General features: G+C 65.1%; 17 protein-coding genes. 16 read left to right on the top strand and 1 reads right to left on the bottom strand.

Annotated elements, in window-relative coordinates:
- Positions 1-259 precede the first annotated feature (259 nt).
- The 15 genes from AC1DYS_RS31910 to AC1DYS_RS31840 all read left to right on the top strand — a co-directional run bounded on the left by AC1DYS_RS31910 (position 260) and on the right by AC1DYS_RS31840 (position 17168).
- Positions 260-1210, top strand: coding sequence for a branched-chain amino acid ABC transporter permease (locus tag AC1DYS_RS31910; protein WP_047484573.1), 951 nt, complete (start codon positions 260-262; stop codon positions 1208-1210).
- Between the two features lie 2 nt (positions 1211-1212).
- Positions 1213-2508 carry a branched-chain amino acid ABC transporter permease gene (locus AC1DYS_RS31905; protein ID WP_477906069.1) on the top strand — a complete coding sequence of 432 codons (1296 nt, stop codon included), beginning with the start codon at positions 1213-1215 and terminating at the stop codon, positions 2506-2508.
- Positions 2505-3302 carry an ABC transporter ATP-binding protein gene (locus AC1DYS_RS31900; protein WP_477906066.1) on the top strand — a complete coding sequence of 266 codons (798 nt, stop codon included), beginning with the start codon at positions 2505-2507 and terminating at the stop codon, positions 3300-3302. Before AC1DYS_RS31905 ends, AC1DYS_RS31900 begins: the two co-directional genes overlap by 4 nt.
- A 6-nt stretch (positions 3303-3308) precedes the next feature.
- Entirely contained in the window at positions 3309-4004 is a 696-nt protein-coding gene (locus AC1DYS_RS31895) for an ABC transporter ATP-binding protein (RefSeq protein WP_477906064.1), read from the top strand.
- A 173-nt stretch (positions 4005-4177) separates the two neighbouring features.
- Positions 4178-6271, top strand: coding sequence for a 3-hydroxyacyl-CoA dehydrogenase NAD-binding domain-containing protein (locus tag AC1DYS_RS31890; protein WP_477906062.1), 2094 nt, complete (start codon positions 4178-4180; stop codon positions 6269-6271).
- Positions 6272-6321: 50 nt separating this feature from the next.
- Positions 6322-6906 (top strand): HD domain-containing protein, encoded by a 585-nt coding sequence (locus tag AC1DYS_RS31885; RefSeq protein WP_477906060.1) that lies wholly within the window; start codon positions 6322-6324, stop codon positions 6904-6906.
- A 26-nt stretch (positions 6907-6932) separates the two neighbouring features.
- Positions 6933-8108, top strand: coding sequence for an acetyl-CoA C-acyltransferase (locus AC1DYS_RS31880; protein WP_477906058.1), 1176 nt, complete (start codon positions 6933-6935; stop codon positions 8106-8108).
- Between the two features lie 16 nt (positions 8109-8124).
- On the top strand, positions 8125-9948 hold the full coding sequence (locus AC1DYS_RS31875; RefSeq protein WP_477906056.1) for an acyl-CoA dehydrogenase: 1824 nt from the start codon (positions 8125-8127) through the stop codon (positions 9946-9948).
- Between the two features lie 86 nt (positions 9949-10034).
- Entirely contained in the window at positions 10035-10226 is a 192-nt protein-coding gene (locus tag AC1DYS_RS31870) for a hypothetical protein (RefSeq protein WP_477906054.1), read from the top strand.
- A complete protein-coding gene (locus AC1DYS_RS31865) occupies positions 10223-12193 on the top strand; it encodes a M3 family metallopeptidase (RefSeq protein ID WP_477906052.1) in 1971 nt (656 codons plus the stop codon). Before AC1DYS_RS31870 ends, AC1DYS_RS31865 begins: the two co-directional genes overlap by 4 nt.
- A gap of 171 nt (positions 12194-12364) precedes the next feature.
- Positions 12365-13156 carry an SDR family oxidoreductase gene (locus AC1DYS_RS31860; RefSeq protein ID WP_477906049.1) on the top strand — a complete coding sequence of 264 codons (792 nt, stop codon included), beginning with the start codon at positions 12365-12367 and terminating at the stop codon, positions 13154-13156.
- A gap of 6 nt (positions 13157-13162) precedes the next feature.
- On the top strand, positions 13163-13606 hold the full coding sequence (locus AC1DYS_RS31855) for a PaaI family thioesterase (protein WP_477906047.1): 444 nt from the start codon (positions 13163-13165) through the stop codon (positions 13604-13606).
- A gap of 16 nt (positions 13607-13622) precedes the next feature.
- Complete coding sequence (locus tag AC1DYS_RS31850; RefSeq protein WP_477906045.1) at positions 13623-15287, top strand: isovaleryl-CoA dehydrogenase; 1665 nt, start codon at positions 13623-13625, stop codon at positions 15285-15287.
- Positions 15288-15315: 28 nt separating this feature from the next.
- A complete protein-coding gene (locus AC1DYS_RS31845; protein ID WP_477906044.1) occupies positions 15316-16263 on the top strand; it encodes a glutathione S-transferase family protein in 948 nt (315 codons plus the stop codon).
- Positions 16260-17168 (top strand): SDR family oxidoreductase, encoded by a 909-nt coding sequence (locus tag AC1DYS_RS31840; RefSeq protein WP_477906042.1) that lies wholly within the window; start codon positions 16260-16262, stop codon positions 17166-17168. Before AC1DYS_RS31845 ends, AC1DYS_RS31840 begins: the two co-directional genes overlap by 4 nt.
- 18 nt (positions 17169-17186) lie before the next feature.
- Here AC1DYS_RS31840 and AC1DYS_RS31835 read toward each other — a convergent pair whose 3' ends face one another.
- Positions 17187-17927, bottom strand: a complete 741-nt coding sequence (locus AC1DYS_RS31835; protein WP_477906040.1) for a DUF1223 domain-containing protein — start codon at positions 17925-17927, stop codon at positions 17187-17189.
- A gap of 167 nt (positions 17928-18094) precedes the next feature.
- Here AC1DYS_RS31835 and AC1DYS_RS31830 point away from each other — a divergent pair.
- Positions 18095-18521: hypothetical protein (locus AC1DYS_RS31830; protein ID WP_477906038.1), on the top strand; the 427-nt coding region annotated here is incomplete at its 3' end.

Here is an 18521-nt window from a genome sequence, read left to right as displayed (position 1 = left end):
GGCCCGAGAAGGCGTGGCGTGCCTTCTCAGCGACAGACACCACCGTGTTGAGCAAAGAGGCAAGCCTTCGCGGGCTTGCCTCTTGTGCGTTGCAGCAGGGAAAGTCCCTAGCGCGGGGTGTCACGCAGATGATTTACGTTGCCTCTGCTTTGCACGACGCTTGCACCACGTCGTGCGGGCTCGATCTGTCTCGCCGCGAGGCGCACGAGTTTCCCTCTTGCTTCACCCTTTCGGTATCTCTTAAGCATCAAAGGACGCGATGGAGTTCTTCACCATATCGCTGCTGAACGGCGTCAGCTACGGGCTGCTGCTGTTCATGCTGAGCTCGGGCCTGACGCTGATCTTCAGCATGATGGGCGTGCTCAATTTCGCCCATGCCAGCTTCTACATGCTGGGCGCCTATTTCGCCTACACCATCACCAAGTACGTCGGCTTCTGGCCTTCGCTGCTGCTCGCACCGCTGGCCGCAGGTTTGGTCGGCGCGTTGTTCGAGCGCTTCTTCCTTCGGCGCGTGCACAAGTTCGGGCACGTGGCCGAGCTGCTGATCACCTTCGGCCTGTCGTTCGTGCTGCTTGAATTGGTGCAGCTTGGCTGGGGCCGCCTGCCGGTGGACTACCGCGTGCCGCCCTCGCTTGATGGCCCGCTCTTCACCTTGTACGGCACTCAGTTCCCGATCTACCGCGCCTTCATGATGCTGGTCGCGCTGCTGATGCTGGTGTCGCTCTGGCTGCTGCTCGCGCGCACGCGCATCGGGCTCATCATCCAGTCGGCGTTGACGCACCCCGAGATGGCCGAGTCGCTCGGCCACAACGTGCCCCGCGTGTTCATGATGGTGTTTGGCGGCGGTGCCGCATTGGCCGGTCTGGCCGGCGTGATCGGCGGCAATGCCTACGTCACCGAGCCCGGCATGGCGGCAGCGGTGGGGCCGATCATCTTCGTGGTGGTGGTGGTCGGCGGATTCGGCTCCCTGGCCGGTGCGTTTGCCGCGTCGCTGCTGATCGGCATCTTGCAGACCTTCGCGGTCGCGCTCGATCAATCGATCGTGACGGTGCTGCAGCAGCTGCTGAACGTCAACATCTCACCGTCGACCTTCGGCTACGCGCTGTTGAAACTCAAGATATCGCAGATCGCGCCCATCCTCCCGTATGCCTTGCTGGTGCTGATGCTGATCTTCCGCCCCAAGGGCCTGATGGGCACGCGCGAGGGTTGATGATGAGCAACGCAAGCTACTACCAATTCAAGCCCTTCAACATCGGCCGCTTCGTCGTCTGGGGCGCGTTTGCCCTGGTGCTGATCGTGGCGCCGCTGCTGTTCAAGAGCAGCCTCGCGATGACCGTGCTGTCCCAGATGGGCTACACGATCATCATCTGCCTCAGCTACAACATCCTGCTTGGGCAGGGCGGCATGCTCAGCTTCGGGCATGCGGTGTACACGGGGCTGGGAGCCTTTCTGGCGATCCACGCGCTGAACCTCATCGGTGCCGGCAGCTTGCCCTTGCCGGTGAGCCTGGTGCCGGTGGTCGGCGGCCTGGCCGGTGCGGGGGTCGCAGCCTTGCTCGGCTGGGTCACCACCAAGAAGGGCGCCAACACCTTCGCGATGATCACGCTCGGCGTGGGCGAGCTGGTGTTCGCGATGTCGCTGATGTTCCCGGAGTTCTTCGGCGGCGAAGGCGGCATCAGCTCCAACCGCGTCGTCGGCAAGCCGCTGTTCGGCATCAGCTTCGGGCCGCAGATCCAGGTCTACTACCTGATCGCCTTGTATTGCTTCGTGTGCACCGGTGCCATGTTCGCGCTGACACGCACGCCGCTCGGCCGCATGCTCAATGCCGTGCGCGACAACCCGGAGCGCGTGGAGTTCATCGGCTACAACACGCAGGTCGTGCGCTACATCGCCTTCATCATTGCCGGCTTCTTCGCCGGCATCGGCGGGGGCCTCACGGCGCTCAACTTCGAGATCGTGACGGCCGAATCCGTCAGTGCCATCCGCTCGGGTGGCTACCTGTTGTTCACCTTCCTCGGCGGCGCGTTGTTCTTCTTCGGGCCCATCATCGGCGCGATGCTGTCGGTGCTGGCGCTGGTGCTGCTGTCTGAAGTCACCAAGGCCTGGCAGATCTACCTCGGCGTGGTCTTCATGGTGATGGTGATGTTCGCGCCCGGTGGCATCTCGAGCCTGGTGATGATGAATCTGCGCGTCGCGGGCTTCGGCAAGTGGCGCCGCTTGTGGCTGAGCTACCTCGGTCTCGCCGTGACGGCGGTCGTGTGGCTGGCCGGTGCGTCGGCGATGGTCGAGATGATCTACCACCTGCAGCTCGACGCCGGCTCGGGCGACGAAGTGCGCTTCCTGGGAGGCACGCTGAACATCCGCAGCACCAACACCTGGCTCATCTCGGCGGCCTTGTTCGTGGTGGGCTATGCACTGTTCGAGCTGGTGCGCCGCCGCTTCAAGCTGCAGTGGGGCACGATCCAGGAAGAAATCGAAAAAGAACTCCAACGCAGAGGTCACGTATGAGTCAGGGCCCCGTCTCCACGCCGGGCGGTTGGGCCATCGAGCTCGACGACGTCCGCAAGAACTTCGGCAAGACCGAGATCATCCGCGGCGCGACACTGCAGGTGAAGGAGGGCGAGCGCGTCGCCATCATCGGCCCGAACGGCGCCGGCAAGTCCACGCTGTTCAACCTGATCAGCGGGCGCTTCGGTTTGAGCAGCGGACAGATCCGCCTGCATGGCGAGCGCATCGACGGCATGCGGCCCTTCGAGATCAACCGCAAGGGCCTGGCGCGCAGCTTCCAGGTGTCCAACCTGTTCGGCAAGCTCTCGGTGTTCGAGAACATCCGCTGCGCGGTGCTGTGGTCGCAAGGCTACCGCTACGTGTTCTGGAAGTTCCTGGCCGATCTGCACGACGCGAACGACCGCGCCGAAGAAGTGATGAAGATGATCAAGCTCGAGAAGAAGCGCGACATCGCTGCGGTCAACCTCACCTATGCCGAACAGCGTGCGCTCGAAATCGGCATCACGATCGCGGGCGGAGCCAGCGTGGTGCTGCTCGACGAACCCACCGCCGGCATGAGCAAGAGCGAGACCTCGCGCTTCATCCAGCTCATTCGAGAGGTCACAGTCGGCAAGACGCTGCTGACGGTAGAGCACGACATGGGCGTGGTGTTCGGCCTGGCCGACAAGATCGCCGTGCTCGTGTACGGCGAAGTGATCGCCTTCGACACGCCCGATGCGGTGCGCGCCAATGCGCGCGTGCAGGAGGCCTACCTCGGCTCCATGCTGGCCGACCAACAAGCTGCGGGGCACTGACACACCATGCTGAACTTGCAAGACCTGCATGCCTACTACGGCAAGAGCCATGTGCTGCATGGTGTGTCGCTCAACGTGAAGCCGGGCGAGATCGTGAGCCTGCTCGGCCGCAACGGCTCGGGGCGCTCGACCACGGTCAAGGCGATCATGGGCCTCGTCAGCGGGCACGGCTCGATCAAGTGGCGCGACAACGAGATCCTCGGGTTGAAGGCCTTCCAGATTGCCCATGGCGGTATCGGCTACGTGCCCGAGAACCGCGACATCTTTCCCAAGCTCACGGTGCACCAGAACCTGATGCTCGGTGAGAAGGCCAAGAACAAGACACCACGCTGGTCCTTCGATGACATGTACCAGCTGTTCCCGCGGCTGAAGGAGCGACAGCACACCGAAGCCGGCGTGCTGTCGGGTGGCGAGCAGCAGATGCTCACGCTGTGCCGCACGCTGATGGGCGACCCTGACCTGATCATGATCGACGAGCCCACCGAGGGCCTGGCGCCCAAGATCGTCGAGCAGGTGGCGGTGTACCTGAAGGAGCTGAAGCGCCGCGGCGTGTCGGTGCTGCTGGTCGAGCAGAAGCTGACCATCGCGCTGGAGATTTCGGAGCGCTGCTACGTGATGGGGCATGGTCAGGTAGTGTTCGAAGGCACTCCCACCGAGCTGCGCGCCAATGCCGAGATTCGCAAGGAGTGGCTGGAGGTCTAACATCTTCGACTGCGCCGTCGAGCCGGCACTGTTTCGATCGACATGGCCGCTGACAGCGTGCTTGTCGCTGAAGAGACAGGAGCCGGCTTTCTTGCTTTCTAGAATCGAACGACCGTTCGTTTAACGATCATCGTTGGGCGAATGCTTCTTAGGATTTACCGAGGGCCCAAGCCATGAGTGCCAACTACGAATTGCGCGGCAACATCGCCGTCATCACGCTCGACAACCCACCCGTCAACGGCCTCGGCTACGACACGCGACTGGGCATCACCCAGGGCCTCGACAAGGCGCTGGCTGACCGGAACGTGAAGGCCATCGTGCTCACCGGCGCCGGCAAGGCGTTCTCGGGTGGTGCGGACATCAAGGAGTTCGGCTCGCCCAAGGCGGGCCTCGAACCCAATCTGCTGAGCGTGATCCTCGCGCTCGAGAACAGCAGCAAGCCCATCGTCGCGGCGGTTCACTCGGTGTGCATGGGCGGCGGCCTGGAGCTGGCGCTCGGTTGCCACTACCGTGTGGTCTCGCCGGGCACGCTGGTTGCTCTGCCTGAAGTGAAGCTGGGGCTGATCCCCGGCGCGGGCGGTACGCAGCGCTTGCCGCGCGTGCTGGGCGTCGAGACGGCGCTGAACATGATCGTCAGCGGCGAGCCGGTCAAGAGCGAACTGCTCGCGGCCGCGCCTGGGCAGAAGCTGTTCGACAAGCTCGTCGAGGGAGATTTGATGGCCGCAGCGCTGGCCTTCGCCGCCGATGTCGCCGACAAGCGGCCACTGCCGCTGGTGCGCAACCTGAAGGCGCAACACCCCAACCCGGACGCCTTCTTCCAGTTTGCCCGCAACACCGTGGGCGCGATGTCGCGCAACTACCCGGCGCCGCTGCAATGCGTGGAGGCGGTGGCCAATTCGGTCTACAAGAAGTTCGACGAAGGCATGCGCCTGGAACTGGTGACCTTCCAGAACCTCATGCTCACGCCGGAGAGCCGCGCGCTGCGCCATCTGTTTGTGGCGGAGCGCGCCACGACCAAGATTCCCGATGTGCCGGCCGACACGCCGGTGCGCGAGGTGAAGAAGCTCGCCGTCATCGGCGCCGGAACCATGGGTGGCGGCATCGCGATGAACTTCTTGAATGCCGGCATCCCCGTCGTCATTCTCGAGATGAAGCAAGAGGCGCTCGACAAGGGCGTGGGCGTCATCCGCAAGAACTACGAAGCGCAAGTCAAGAAGGGCAAGCTCAAGCAGGACAAGCTGGATGGGCGCATGGCCTTGCTCAGCACCACGCTGAACTACGCCGACCTGAAAGATGCCGACATGGTCATCGAGGCGGTGTTCGAAGACATGGCCGTGAAGCAGAAGGTGTTCACCACGCTCGACGAGGTGATGAAGCCCGGCGCCATTCTCGCGAGCAACACGTCCACGCTCGACGTCAACCAGATCGCCGCCTTCACAAAGCGACCGCAGGACGTGATCGGAACGCACTTCTTCAGCCCCGCCAACGTGATGAAGCTGCTGGAGGTGATCCGCGGCGAGAAGACGGCGAAGGACGTGCTCGCCACCGTGATGGCGCTCGGCAAGAAGATCAAGAAGACCTGCGTTGTCTCGGGCGTGTGCGACGGCTTCATCGGCAACCGCATGATCGAGCAGTACTCGCGCCAGGCTGGCTTCCTGCTGGAAGAGGGCGCCACGCCCGAGCAGGTCGACAAGGCGGTCGAGAAGTTCGGCTTCGCGATGGGCCCGTTCCGCATGGGTGACCTGGCCGGCAACGACGTGGGCTGGTACATCCGCAAGCGCCGCTATGTCGAGCACCCCGAAATGCGCTACAGCAAGACGGCCGACCTGCTGTGCGAGATGGGCCGCTTCGGCCAGAAGACCGGCGCCGGCTGGTACGACTACGTGCCGGGCAAGCGCGACGCCATTCCGTCGAAGCTCGTCGTCGAGATGATCGAGAAGGAGCGTGCGGCCAAGGGCATCACGCCGCGCAAGATCAGCGATGAAGAGATCGTGCATCGGCTCGTTTACGCGCTGGTGAACGAAGGCGCCAAGATCGTCGAAGAGGGCATTGCGCTGCGCGCCTCCGACATCGACATGGTCTACCTCACCGGCTACGGCTTCCCCGCCTTCCGCGGCGGCCCGATGTGCTACGCCGACCAGCAAGGCCTCTTCAACGTGGTGGCCACCATGAAGCGCTTTGCGCAGAATCCGCTGGACGATGCATCGTTCTGGCAGCCGGCGCCCTTGCTGGCCAAGCTGGCGGCCGAGGGCAAGACCTTCAGCTGATCGTTCGAACTCTGTTCGCCCTGAGCCCGGACGGGTCAACCAAGGAGCACTTGATGGAACGCGCCACATTCACCCGCATGGAACAGAGCACGGCCGAAGACTGGCAGCTGATCCGCAATGAAGCGATGGGCTTCTCGCGCCAGTTGCCCGACCGCCTGCTGGCGCACCTGAAGGTGCTGGAAGGCGACTACGGTGGCTTTCCGGTCGACCGTTACACCCACTCGCTGCAGACCGCCACGCGCGCGCTGAAGGCGGGCTGCGATGAAGAGTACGTGGTGTGTGCGCTGTTCCATGACATCGGCGACACGCTGGGTTCGTACAACCACTTCGACATCGCCGCGGCGATCCTGAAACCCTTCGTCAGCGAAGCCAACCTGTGGATGGTGCAGAACCACGGCATCTTCCAGGGCTACTACTTCTTCCATCACCTCGGGCTCGACCGCAACCTGCGCGACCAGTTTGCCGGCCACCCGCACTACGCGCGCACCGAAGAGTTCTGCGCGCTGTACGACAACCCGGCCTTCGACCCGAAGGGCGAGACCTTGCCGATGAGCGAGTTCGAACCCATGGTGCGGCGCGTCTTCGCCAAGCCGAAGAACAGCATCTACATGGCCGCGTTGGCCAACGCAGCCTGACCCCTCACATTGCACTGGAGCACACCATGACATCAGCCGTGATCGTTTCCACCGCCCGCACGCCGCTTGCCAAGAGCTGGAAGGGCGCCTTCAACATGACGCACGGCGCCTCGCTGGGCGGCTTCGCGGTGAAGGCTGCCGTCGAGCGGGCCGGCATCGAGGCTGCCGAGGTCGACGACGTGATCATGGGTTGCGCCACGCCCGAAGGCGCGACCGGCAGCAACATCGCGCGCCAGATCGCGCTGCGCGCCGGGCTGCCCATCACCACCAGCGGCATGACGATCAACCGCTTCTGTTCCAGCGGCTTGCAGACCATTGCCACTGCCGCGCAACGCATCATCGCGGGCGAGGGCGACGTCTACGTGGCCGGCGGCGTCGAGAGCATCTCCTGCGTCCAGAACGAAGCCAACAAGCACATGCTGACCGACCCTTGGCTGCGCGATCACAAGCCCGAGATCTACTGGAGCATGCTCCAGACCGCCGAGCAGGTAGCCAAGCGCTACAACATCGGCCGCGACCGCATGGACGAATACGGCGCTGCGAGCCAGCAGAGGGCCTGCGCGGCACAGGAAGCGGGCCTCTTCAACGCTGAGATGATCTCGGTCACCACGATTGGGGGCGTTGCCGACCCTGTACTGGGCCTGCGCAGCAAAGAGGTGACCATCACTGCCGACGAAGGCCTGCGCCCCGGCACCACCAAGGAAGGCATCGCCGGTATCAAGCCCGCACTGCCGGGTGGCGTGATCTCGGCCGGCAATGCCAGCCAGTTCAGCGACGGCGCCGGTGCCTGCGTGGTGATGAACGAGAAGCTGGCCGAGCAGCGTGGCTACAAGCCGCTGGGCCGCTTCCTCGGCTTTGCGGTCGCCGGCTGCGAGCCCGACGAGATGGGCATCGGCCCGGTGTTCGCCGTGCCCAAGGTGCTGAAGAAACTCGGCCTGAAGGTCAGCGACATCGACCTGTGGGAGCTGAACGAAGCCTTCGCGGTGCAGGTGCTGTACTGCGCCGACACGCTGGGCATCCCGATGGACCGGCTCAACGTCAACGGCGGCGCCATCGCGGTCGGCCACCCCTACGGCGTGAGCGGCCAGCGCCTGACTGGCCATGCGCTGATCGAAGGCAAACGCCGCGGTGCCAAGCGCGTGGTGGTCACCATGTGCATCGGCGGCGGCATGGGTGCCGCCGGTGTGTTCGAGGTGCTTTGATTCTTCGAGCGACGACATGACATACCGCGCTACGGTCGACTTTCTTCTCTATGACTGGCTGGGCGCGGAAGGCCTCAGCCAGCGCCCGCGTTTCGCGGACCACTCGCGCGAAACCTTTGCGTCGGTGTTCGACACCTGCGAGCGCATCGCGCGCGAGAAATTCCTGCCGTTCAACCGCCAGGCAGACACGCAGGAGCCGCATTTCGACGGCGAAAAAGTCATCCTGCCGCAGGCCTCGTACGACGCGGCCAAGGCCTACGTCGAGTCCGGCATGCTGGCCGCGGCGCAGGACTACGACATCGGCGGCATGCAGTTGCCCTGCGTGGTCGAGATGGCGGCCAACACCTTCTTCTCCAAGGCCAGCATCGGCCTGGGCGGTGGCGGCATGCTCACGAGCGGCAATGCCAACCTGCTGATGGCGCATGGCACGCCATCGCAGAAAGAGGTGTTCGCCAAGAACGAGTTCGCCGGCCGCTTCTTCGGCACCATGTGCCTGTCGGAGCCGCAGGCGGGCTCCAGTCTGTCGGACATCGTGACCCGCGCCACGCCCGATGGCGATGATTTCGCGAGTGACCCGCTCGGCCCGCGCTACCGGCTGCGCGGCAACAAGATGTGGATCAGCAACGGTGAGCATGAGCTCACCGAGAACATCGTGCACTTGGTGCTGGCGAAGATCCCTGGGCCGGATGGCGCATTGATCCCGGGCACCAAGGGCATCTCGCTCTTCATCGTGCCGAAGAAGCTGGTCGACGCTGACGGCGCCTTGACCGGCGAGCGCAACGACGTGGCGCTCGCCGGGCTGAACCACAAGTTGGGCTACCGCGGCATCCCGAACACGCTGCTCAACTTCGGCGAGGGCAAGTACCCGGCGCGCGGCAAACCCGGCGCCATCGGCTACCTGGTGGGGCAGCCCGGTGACGGCCTCAAGTGCATGTTCCACATGATGAACGAAGCCCGCATCGCAGTCGGCCTGGGGGCCACGATGCTCGGCTACGCGGGCTACGAGGCCAGCCTCGAATACGCCAAGGGCCGCCCGCAAGGCCGGCCCATCAACCCCGAAGGCAAGAACCCGACCCAGGCGCAGGTGCCCATCATTCAGCATGCCGACGTGAAGCGCATGCTGCTGGCGCAGAAGTCGTATTGCGAAGGCGCACTCGCGCTGGAGCTTTACTGCGCGAAGCTCGTCGACGAGCTTCACACCGGCGAAAACTCTGCCGAAGCTGGCTTGCTGCTGGAAATGCTCACGCCGATTGCCAAGAGCTGGCCCAGCGAGTGGTGCCTGGAGGCCAACAGCCTGGCCATCCAGATCCACGGTGGCTACGGCTACACGCGCGACTACCCGGTCGAGCAGTACTGGCGCGACAACCGGCTCAACATGATCCACGAAGGCACGCACGGCATCCAGGGCCTGGACCTGCTCGGCCGCAAGGTGGTCATGAATGGTGGCAAGGGCCTCGCACTGCTGGCCAGCACGATGAACGCGACCATCGAGCGCGCGCTGCAGACGGCTGAGTGGGCTGAACCGGCGAACGCGCTGGCCGGCATGCTCAAGCTCCTGGGCAACACCACCAAAGCCGCCTGGGCGACTGGTGTGCCGGAAGAGGCACTCGCCAATGCCACGCCTTACCTGCAAGGCTTCGGCCACACGGTGCTTGCGTGGGTCTGGCTCGACGTGGCCTTGTGCGCGCAGGCGTCATCTGCACCTGACGACCTGCGTCAGGGCAAGCTCGCCGCGGCGCGCTACTTCTTCCGCTACGAGCTGCCACGCGTGCCGGCCTGGCTGAAGGTTGTCGAGACGCGCGACGACACCTGCCGCGCCATGAAAGAGAGCTGGTTCTAGATGACAACGCCCACGCTCACAGTGTTCGCTGCCCCCCGAGGGGGCGCAGTACGCTTGGGACGGCCCGGCGCGTACTGCGTACTGACATGAAATCCAGCACGATAGAAGTCTTGATCTGGGTCTTCATCTACGGCGGGTTGATCGTCGTGGGCTGGGGCCTCTCGGTTCAGCGCAGCCGCAGTGGCCTCGGCCTGGCGCTCATCGGCGGGGGCAGCGTCGTCGCTGCCGCCGGCTTTTTGCTGATCTACGTTCGTTCTCGGATGAAGAACCCCACATGATTCGTCACGTTCTCTTCTGCGCAGCCGTTGTGGTGTTCGCCACCGGCGCGCAGGCCGCCCCCGCGTACGTGTTCCCGGAATACACCAGCGCAGCGCAGGTCGATGCCGCATGCAAGACGCTGCTCGACGAGGCCAAGGCCGACGAGCAGCGCCTGCAGGCACTTCCACCTTCGGGCGCCGCGACGCTGCTCGATGACTTCGATGCGATGACGCGGCGCTACGAAGACATCGCCGGCCCGCTTGCGCTGCTGGCATCGGTGCACACCGAGAAGCAGGTGCGCGACGCGGCAGACACCTGCGACCTCAACTACCAGGCCTTCGTCAGCGCCTTCCAGCAGAACGCCAAGATCTACGATTTGCTCAAGCAGGTGCAGCCCGCCGACGACATCGACGCACGCATGCTGCGCGACCAGCTCGATGCCTTTGAAGATTCCGGCGTGGCGCTGAGCCCCGACAAGCAGGAGCGCGCGCGCGCCGTGACGAACGAGATCACGCGTCTGTCGCAAGAGTTCGACCGCCGCGTGCGCGACGACCCGACGCGTGTGGCCTTCACCGCGCCGGAGCTTGCCGGTGTTCCCAGGGACGCGTGGAAGAACGCCAAGCGCGACCCCAAGGGACGCTACCTGCTCGGGGTCGACTACCCGACCTACGACGCAGTGATGCAGGGCGCCAAGCGCGGCGTTGCCCGCGAACGCATGTGGGTCGCCTATCAGAACCATGGCGGCAAGGAGAACCTGGGGACGCTGCAGCAGTTGGGCCAGTTGCGCCGCGAGTACGCGCGGCTCTTCGGGCTCGACTCGTTTGCCGACTTCGTGATGCGCCGCCGCATGGCACAGCGTGAGGCCGACGTGCAGAAGTTCCTCACCTCGGTGAAAGACACTGTGGCCGCGCGCGAAGTGGCCGACCTCGCGCTGCTGCGCGAAGCCAAGGCGCACGACCTGAAGCAGAGCGTTGCCGCAACCACGCTCAACCGCTGGGACCTGCCGTACTACATCCAGCGTGAGCGCCGCGCGCGTTTCAACTTCGACCAGGACGAGTTCCGCAGCTACTTCCCGCCGCAGGCGAGCCTCGACTTCGTCTTCCGCGTGGCCACGCGTCTGTTCGGCGTGCAGTTCGAGTCGGCACCGCAGCCGCTGTGGCACCCGGAGGCGCAGTCGTTCAACGTGCGCGACACGGCCACGCAAAAGGTGCTGGGCACGCTCTTCGTCGACCTGTACCCGCGCGATGGCAAGTATGGCCACGCAGCGGTGTGGAGCTTTCGCAGCAGCTCGACCAAGGTGCAGCGCTTGCCGTCCGCCGGCCTGGTGGTCAACTTCAACCGCAAGGGCCTCAGCATCGATGAGCTCGAGACCTTGCTGCACGAGTTCGGCCACGCCATGCATTCGCTGCTGTCGAACACGCGTTATGCCTCGCAAGGCGGCACGACGGTGCAGCGCGATTTCGTCGAGGCGCCATCGCAGATGCTCGAAGATTGGGTCTACGACACCAAGGTACTGGCGCTGTTCAAGGAGGTGTGCCCGACCTGCAAGCCGGCACCGGCCGACCTCGTCGCGCGCGCAACGCAGGCTCGCGACTTTGCCAAGGGCATTCTGTTCGCCCGCCAGCACCTGTATGCCAGCTACGACCTCGCGCTCTACACCAAGGATGCGCCCGAGCCGATGGAAACCTGGGCCCGCATGGAGGGCGCCACGCCGCTCGGCCATGTGAAGGGCACGATGTTCCCCGCGGGCTTCTCGCACGTCGCGACCAACTACGCCGCGGGCTACTACGGCTACCTCTGGAGCCTGGTGCTTGCGGAGGACATGCGCACTGCGTTCGCCGAAGACAAGCTGAGCGCGGTGGTCGGCGCGCGTTACCGCGCCGAGGTGCTGTCGCAAGGTGGGCAGGTCGCCCCTGCCGAGATGCTTCGGCGCTTCCTCGGGCGTCCCACCAACAGCGAAGCCTTCTTCAAATCACTCAACCGCTGAGAAGGTATGAACGAACCCACCATGCCCGCTCATCCCGCCCAGGCGACCCCACTCGTCGTTGCAAATGCTCGCCGTAGCCCGAGCTACGGCTGTGCTTTGCGCCTAGATTGGGGCCGCCTGGACAGTCTGCTCGGCCACGCCGGGCTCATTCACACCTTCTGAGCATTGACCATGAGCACACCGATCCAGAAACTGTTCGACCTCGCCGGCAAGACCGCGCTGATCACCGGCGGCTCGCGCGGCCTCGGCCTGCAGATTGCCGAGTCGCTCGGCGAAGCCGGTGCCAAGGTCTTGCTGACCTCGCGCAAGGCCGCTGACCTCGAAGTGGCCGCCGCGCATCTCAAATCGCGCGGCGTCGAGGCCCTGTGGATCGCCGCCGACGTGAGCCAGCCTGAAGAGATCAACCGCGTGGTGGCCGATGCAATGGCACGCCTGGGCCACGTCGACATCCTCGTCAACAACGCCGGTGCCACCTGGGGCGCCGCAGCCGAGGACTACCCGCTCGAAGCCTGGGACAAGGTGATGAACCTCAACATCCGCAGCATCTTCCTGATGAGCCGGGCGGTGGGCAAGCAAAGCATGATCCCGCGCAAGCAGGGCCGCATCATCAACATCGCGTCGATCGCCGGGCTGTCGGGCTCGTCGGCCGAGATCAAGTACATCGCCTACGGCACGAGCAAGGGTGCGGTGGTCAACTTCACGCGCACGCTGGCCGGCGAGTGGGGCCCCTACGGCATCACCGTCAACGCGCTGGCGCCGGGCATGTTCCCGAGCAAGATGACCAAGGGCACGATCGAGCGCGTGGGCGCCGACAAGCTGGCCGGCGGCGCGCCGCTCGGCCGCATCGGTGACGACGACGATTTGAAGGGCGCGGCGCTGCTGTTCGCCTCGGCCGCGGGCAAGCACATCACCGGGCAGATCCTGGCGGTGGACGGCGGCGTCACGGCTGTTCACGGAGGGTGAGATCCTGTGGAATTCAAGACCTTCATCCCGTTCGTTGAACTGCTCGGTTTCGAGCTGCTGAAGTTCGAGAACGGTGAAGCCGAGATCGCGATCACGCTGCGCGAGGAGCTGTGCAACTCGTGGAGCGTGGCGCACGGCGGCGTGACGATGACGCTGCTCGACGTGGTCATGGCCCATGCTGCACGCAGCCCGGGCCGCGCGGGCGAAGGCCAGAGCAACGGCCTGGGGGTCGTCACGATCGAGATGAAGACGAGCTTCATGCGCCCCGGCCTGGGCCATCTGCTGGCCAAGGGCAGGCTGGTGCATGCCACGAGTTCGCTGGCGTTCTGCGAAGCGAGCGTCACGGATGAAAAAGGCGCGCTGGTGGCCCAGGCCAGCGGCACCTTCAAGTACCTGAAAGGTTTGCCGGCGGGTGGACGCAAGATCCACCGCGACAACGCATCGGACTGAATCGAGCGAGGTGGTCATGGCACACATCCAGGATGCAACTCACGAGGTCTTCAACCAGCCACTGCCGCTGGCAGACCGCAACCTCTTCAGCGGCAACCAGGCCCTGCAAGACGCCGTGCGCTTCAATGCCCCGGCGCTGCAGGTCGACGAACTGCAGCGGCTGGGTGAGCAGGTGGGCTCGAGCGCGATGCAAACGCATGCGCGGCTGGCCAATGTGTACACGCCCCGGCTGCTGACGCATGACCGTGTCGGCCACCGCATCGACCAGGTGGAGTTCCACCCGAGCTACCACGCGTTGATGGACCTGGCCGTGTCGTCGGGCCTGCATGGCGCGCCGTGGGTAGAGGGCACGCTGGCCCAGGGGCACGCGCATGTGCGGCGGGCGGCGGGCTTCATGCTCTTCACCGAGATGGAGGCGGCAACGCTGTGCCCGATCTCGATGAGCTACGCCGTTACCCCGGCCCTGAAGGGCAACCCCGCCATTGCGGCCGAGTGGGGCCCCAAGCTCACGCACCGCGCCTACGATCCGCGCTTTGCACCCGCTGCGCAGAAGACCGGTGTGACCATGGGCATGGGCATGACGGAGAAGCAAGGCGGCTCCGACGTTCGCGCCAACACCACGCAGGCCGTGCGCGACGGCAACGATGCGTGGGGCGAGCGCTACTCGCTCGTCGGCCACAAGTGGTTCTTCTCGGCGCCGATGTGCGACGCGTTTTTGGTTCTGGCCCAGGCGCCTGCCGGGCTGAGTTGCTTCGTCCTGCCGCGCTGGCTGCCCGACGGCAGCGTGAACGCCATCCACATCCAGCGCCTGAAGGACAAGCTGGGCAACAAGGCCAACGCGAGTTCGGAGGTTGAGTTCCATGGCGCGATGGCCTGGCTCGTCGGCGAAGAAGGCCGCGGCGTGCCGCAGATTCTCGAGATGGGCACGATGACCCGTCTCGATTGCGCGCTGGGCACCAGCGGCTTGATGCGCCAGGCGCTGTCGCTCGCGCTCAACCACACGGCGCAGCGCATGGCCTTCGGCAAGACGCTGGTCTCGCAGCCACTGATGCGCAACGTGTTGGCCGACCTGGCGCTCGAGAGCGAGGCCGCCACCGCGCTTAGCCTGCGCCTGGCGCGCGCCTTCGACCGTGCCGGCGATGCGCGGGAAGCCGCGATGGCACGCTTGCTCACGCCGGTGGCCAAGTACTGGGTGTGCAAGCGCGGCAGCCACTTTGCGCAAGAAGCCATGGAGTGCCTGGGCGGCAACGGCTACGTGGAAGAAAACGGCGAGGGCGTGATGGCGCGCATCTACCGCGAGATGCCGCTCAACTCCATCTGGGAAGGCGCCGGCAACATCATGGCGCTCGACCTGCTGCGCGCGCTGCGCAAGGGCGGCGTGGTGGCCGATGCACTGGCCGCCGAGCTGGCGCCGGCGCGTGGCGCGAACACCGCCTTCGACCGCTTTGCCGATTCGCTGCCGCAGCGCATAGACGATGCCAGCGCCGAGACCGATGCGCGCCGTCTCGCACAAGACGTGGCGCTGGCCGTGCAGGGCGCGTTGCTGCGCCAGCACGCGCCTGACTTCGTGTTCGACGCCTTCTGCCAATCGCGCCTGGGCGGCGATTGGGGCCAGGCCTTCGGCACGCTGGGCAGCGGCACCGACTTCGATTCGATCATCGCGCGTGCGATGCCTCAGTAGCAAACCTCAGCGCGAACGGAAACTGACCATGAGTGATCTCATCCTCCACCACTACGACGGCTCACCCTTCTCCGAGAAGATCCGCCTGATCCTCGGCTTCAAGGGCCTGGCCTGGAAGTCGGTCAAGGTGCCGGTGATGCTGCCCAAACCCGACGTGGTGGCGCTCACCGGCGGATACCGCCGCACGCCCTTCCTGCAGATGGGCGCCGACATCTACTGCGACACCGCGCTGATGAGCCGCGTGATCGACACGCTGGCGCCGCAGCCGCCGCTGTACCCGGTGGCTGCCACCGGTGCGCAGCACATCCTGGCACAGTGGGCCGATTCGACGCTGTTCTGGACGGCCATTCCGTACACCATGCAGCCGGTCGGCGCGGCCTACCTGTTCAACGGCGCGCCGCCCGAGTTCCTGAAGACCTTCGGTGCCGACCGCGCGGCGATGACACCCAACTTCAAGCGTGCCACCGTGCCCGATGCCCTGGCCCAGCTTCACAGCTATTTCAGCTGGCTCGAGGCCGAGGTGTCAGACGGCCGCCACTTCTTGCTCGGCGCGCATCCATGCATTGCCGACTTCTCGGTGGCGCAGTCGCTCTGGTACATCCGCCGTGCGCCGCCGGTCGTGGCCGTGCTGGCACCGTTTACCAAGCTGATCGCCTGGTATGAGCGCGTGGCGGCTTTCGGCCATGGCACGCCCGAGAAGATGTCGAGCGGCGATTCGATCGAGCTGGCCGCCAGCACGAAGAAGTACGCCGCAGCGAAGGTCGAACCCGGTGCCGGCTTCGAGGCGGGCGACGCCGTCACGGTGGCGGCTGTCGACTACGCCACCGACCTCGTCCCCGGCAAGCTCGTCGGGTTGACGCAGCACGAAGTGGTGATCGAACGTACCGACGAACGCGCTGGAACGCTGCACGTGCACTTCCCGCGCATCGGGTACCAAGTCAAAAAACCAAAGACCGAGACAGGAGAAACCACATGAAGAACTTCAAGGGCGGCACGGCTGTCATCACCGGTGCGGGGTCGGGCTTCGGGCTCGAAGCGTCGCGCATCGCGGCGCGCCTGGGCATGAATGTCGTGATGGCCGACGTGCAGCAAGATGCGCTCGAGATCGCCGAGGCCGAGATCAGGGGGCTGGGCGCCAAGGTGCTGCCTTTCAAGCTCGACGTGTCGAAGGCGGCCGAGGTCGAGGCGCTCGGTGCCGCGACGTTCAAGCAGTTCGGCGCCCCCAGCTTCGTGTTCAACAACGCGGGCGTCGGCGGCGGCGGCCTGATCTGGGAGCAGTCGGCAAAGGACTGGGAATGGATCGTCGGCGTCAACCTGATGGGCGTGGCCCATGGCGTGCGCGTCTTCACGCCGATGATGCTCGAGGCCGCGAAGAAAGACCCGGCGTACGAGGGCCACATCGTCAACACCGCGTCGATGGCGGGCATGCTGAACGCGCCTAACATGGGTGTCTACAACGTGACCAAGCATGCAGTGGTGTCGCTGAGCGAGACGCTGTACCAGGACCTGCGCCTCGTCACCGACCAGGTCGGTGCCTCGGTGCTGTGCCCGTACTTCGTGCCCACCGGCATCAGCAACAGCCACCGCAACCGGCCGGCCGACTTGAAGGCCGACGCCAAGCCCACCAAGAGCCAGCTGATTGCTCAGGCGATGAGCAACAAGGCCGTGTCGAGCGGCCGCGTCACCGCCGCGATGATTGCGCAGTACGTGTTCGATGCGATGGCCGAAGGGCGCTTCTACATCTACAGCCACCCGCACGCGCTGGCCAGCGTGCAGACGCGGCTCGAAGACGCGATCAGCGGCCGCAACCCGACCGACCCGTTCGCACACAAGCCGGAGCTGGGTGAGCAGCTGCGTGCGGCCCTGCGCTCAGCCGATTGAGGATGGATCTGCGGCTGATCAGCAACCGAGCTTGAGGGCCTGCACCGGGCGGCCGGTGTCGGCGTTGACGACCACGAGGTTCACCTGCTGAGGGTGAGCAGTGTCGAAGGCCGTGCTGGAGCGGAACTGCAACGTCGCTGGCTCGCCGGGATTTGCCGCCCATGTCGGCACGGCCTGCCATTCACGAACCACATGGTCGTGCTTCAGCATGACGCCGGCGTTTTCACCGGCCTTCACGGCAGAGCTGTGGCCTTGCTCGGTGACGGCCCAGTAAGCAGCGAGCTTGGCGTTCGCGTTTGACTGCACCGTGGCCGTGACTTGCGCGCCGCTGCGCATCAGGCTGATCTGCACGTTGGCAGGGTCCTTCGCCGAGAGCGCGGTGATGCCCGACCAGTCCTTGCGGTCCATGCCGTTCACGACGACCTGGGGCGTGTAGTTGTAGCGCGAGCCGTTCACCGCTTGCTGCCGCGTCTGGCGCTGCGTATTGGCCGCGGACGCAAAGCGATCTTTCCAGCCCAGGCTGTCCCAGTAGTCGACGTGAAAGGCGAGCGCCACGGTGCTCGGGTCGGCCTTGAGCGCAGACAACCAGCGGTCTGCGGGCGGGCAGGAGTTGCAGCCTTCGGAGGTGTAGAGCTCGACGACAGGCGCTGCCTGCGTGCCGCTCTTGGCCATGCAGGTCTGCGCCTGAACGGGAAGCACGGCACCAACGAGCGCGGCGGCCAAAAGCAGGCGAGGGGATTGGAGTCGTGATGCAGGCATGGGGTCTCCTGGGCGCAGGGCGAGCCGAGATGACGCTTGGTCGCGCTGAACCGGCATTCCTTACGTCCGCGGCCGAGCGGCTGAAACCGGCTCTGTGGACTTTTGTCATTTGATGCGCGGCTGGCGCGTGGATAGCATCCCGCCAACGTCCACACAGGTMAACCGATATGCCTTCGATCCTTCTTGTCGATATGTCGTCCAGCAGCATGAGCAGTGAAGTCGCTCGCAAGTCCGGCAAGCTCGAGGTGATGACGGCGCCGACTAGCATGGGCTTCAGGGTCGAGCTGCAGGTGGATGCGGGCATCTTGAAAGCCGTGGCCGCCGACCCGCTGGTGAACCAGCAGATGCGTGACGCGGTGAAGTCGGTGTACGACACCTTGGTCGACGACATCGGCAAAAACCTGCAGGCGACCGACAAGGGCGCCGTCAAGCTGCGTGACAACAACGAAGCCGACAAGATGAAGAAGCTGGTCGACGTCGTGAACCGCGGCATCGTGGGTGCGCGAGACGTCGCAGTGCAGCGGGCCGAGAAAGAGGCTTTGGCGTGCTGGGCCAAGCTGGTGGCCAAGCGTTCTGAGTACCGCAAGTACAAGG

The organism is Rhizobacter sp. P2_G4, from assembly GCF_056403575.1.
Note: the sequence above shows the minus strand (reverse complement) of the source record. Positions and strands in the feature narration are given on the sequence as shown.

Coding starts and splice junctions, on each gene's coding strand:
- AC1DYS_RS31840 (WP_477906042.1), top strand. CDS start 16,260: ATGAAGAACTTCAAGGGCGGCACGGCTGTCATCACCGGTGCGGGGTCG.
- AC1DYS_RS31900 (WP_477906066.1), top strand. CDS start 2,505: ATGAGTCAGGGCCCCGTCTCCACGCCGGGCGGTTGGGCCATCGAGCTC.
- AC1DYS_RS31905 (WP_477906069.1), top strand. CDS start 1,213: ATGAGCAACGCAAGCTACTACCAATTCAAGCCCTTCAACATCGGCCGC.
- AC1DYS_RS31835 (WP_477906040.1), bottom strand. CDS start 17,927: ATGCCTGCATCACGACTCCAATCCCCTCGCCTGCTTTTGGCCGCCGCG.
- AC1DYS_RS31860 (WP_477906049.1), top strand. CDS start 12,365: ATGAGCACACCGATCCAGAAACTGTTCGACCTCGCCGGCAAGACCGCG.
- AC1DYS_RS31890 (WP_477906062.1), top strand. CDS start 4,178: ATGAGTGCCAACTACGAATTGCGCGGCAACATCGCCGTCATCACGCTC.
- AC1DYS_RS31850 (WP_477906045.1), top strand. CDS start 13,623: ATGGCACACATCCAGGATGCAACTCACGAGGTCTTCAACCAGCCACTG.
- AC1DYS_RS31870 (WP_477906054.1), top strand. CDS start 10,035: ATGAAATCCAGCACGATAGAAGTCTTGATCTGGGTCTTCATCTACGGC.
- AC1DYS_RS31865 (WP_477906052.1), top strand. CDS start 10,223: ATGATTCGTCACGTTCTCTTCTGCGCAGCCGTTGTGGTGTTCGCCACC.
- AC1DYS_RS31880 (WP_477906058.1), top strand. CDS start 6,933: ATGACATCAGCCGTGATCGTTTCCACCGCCCGCACGCCGCTTGCCAAG.
- AC1DYS_RS31910 (WP_047484573.1), top strand. CDS start 260: ATGGAGTTCTTCACCATATCGCTGCTGAACGGCGTCAGCTACGGGCTG.
- AC1DYS_RS31875 (WP_477906056.1), top strand. CDS start 8,125: ATGACATACCGCGCTACGGTCGACTTTCTTCTCTATGACTGGCTGGGC.
- AC1DYS_RS31895 (WP_477906064.1), top strand. CDS start 3,309: ATGCTGAACTTGCAAGACCTGCATGCCTACTACGGCAAGAGCCATGTG.
- AC1DYS_RS31845 (WP_477906044.1), top strand. CDS start 15,316: ATGAGTGATCTCATCCTCCACCACTACGACGGCTCACCCTTCTCCGAG.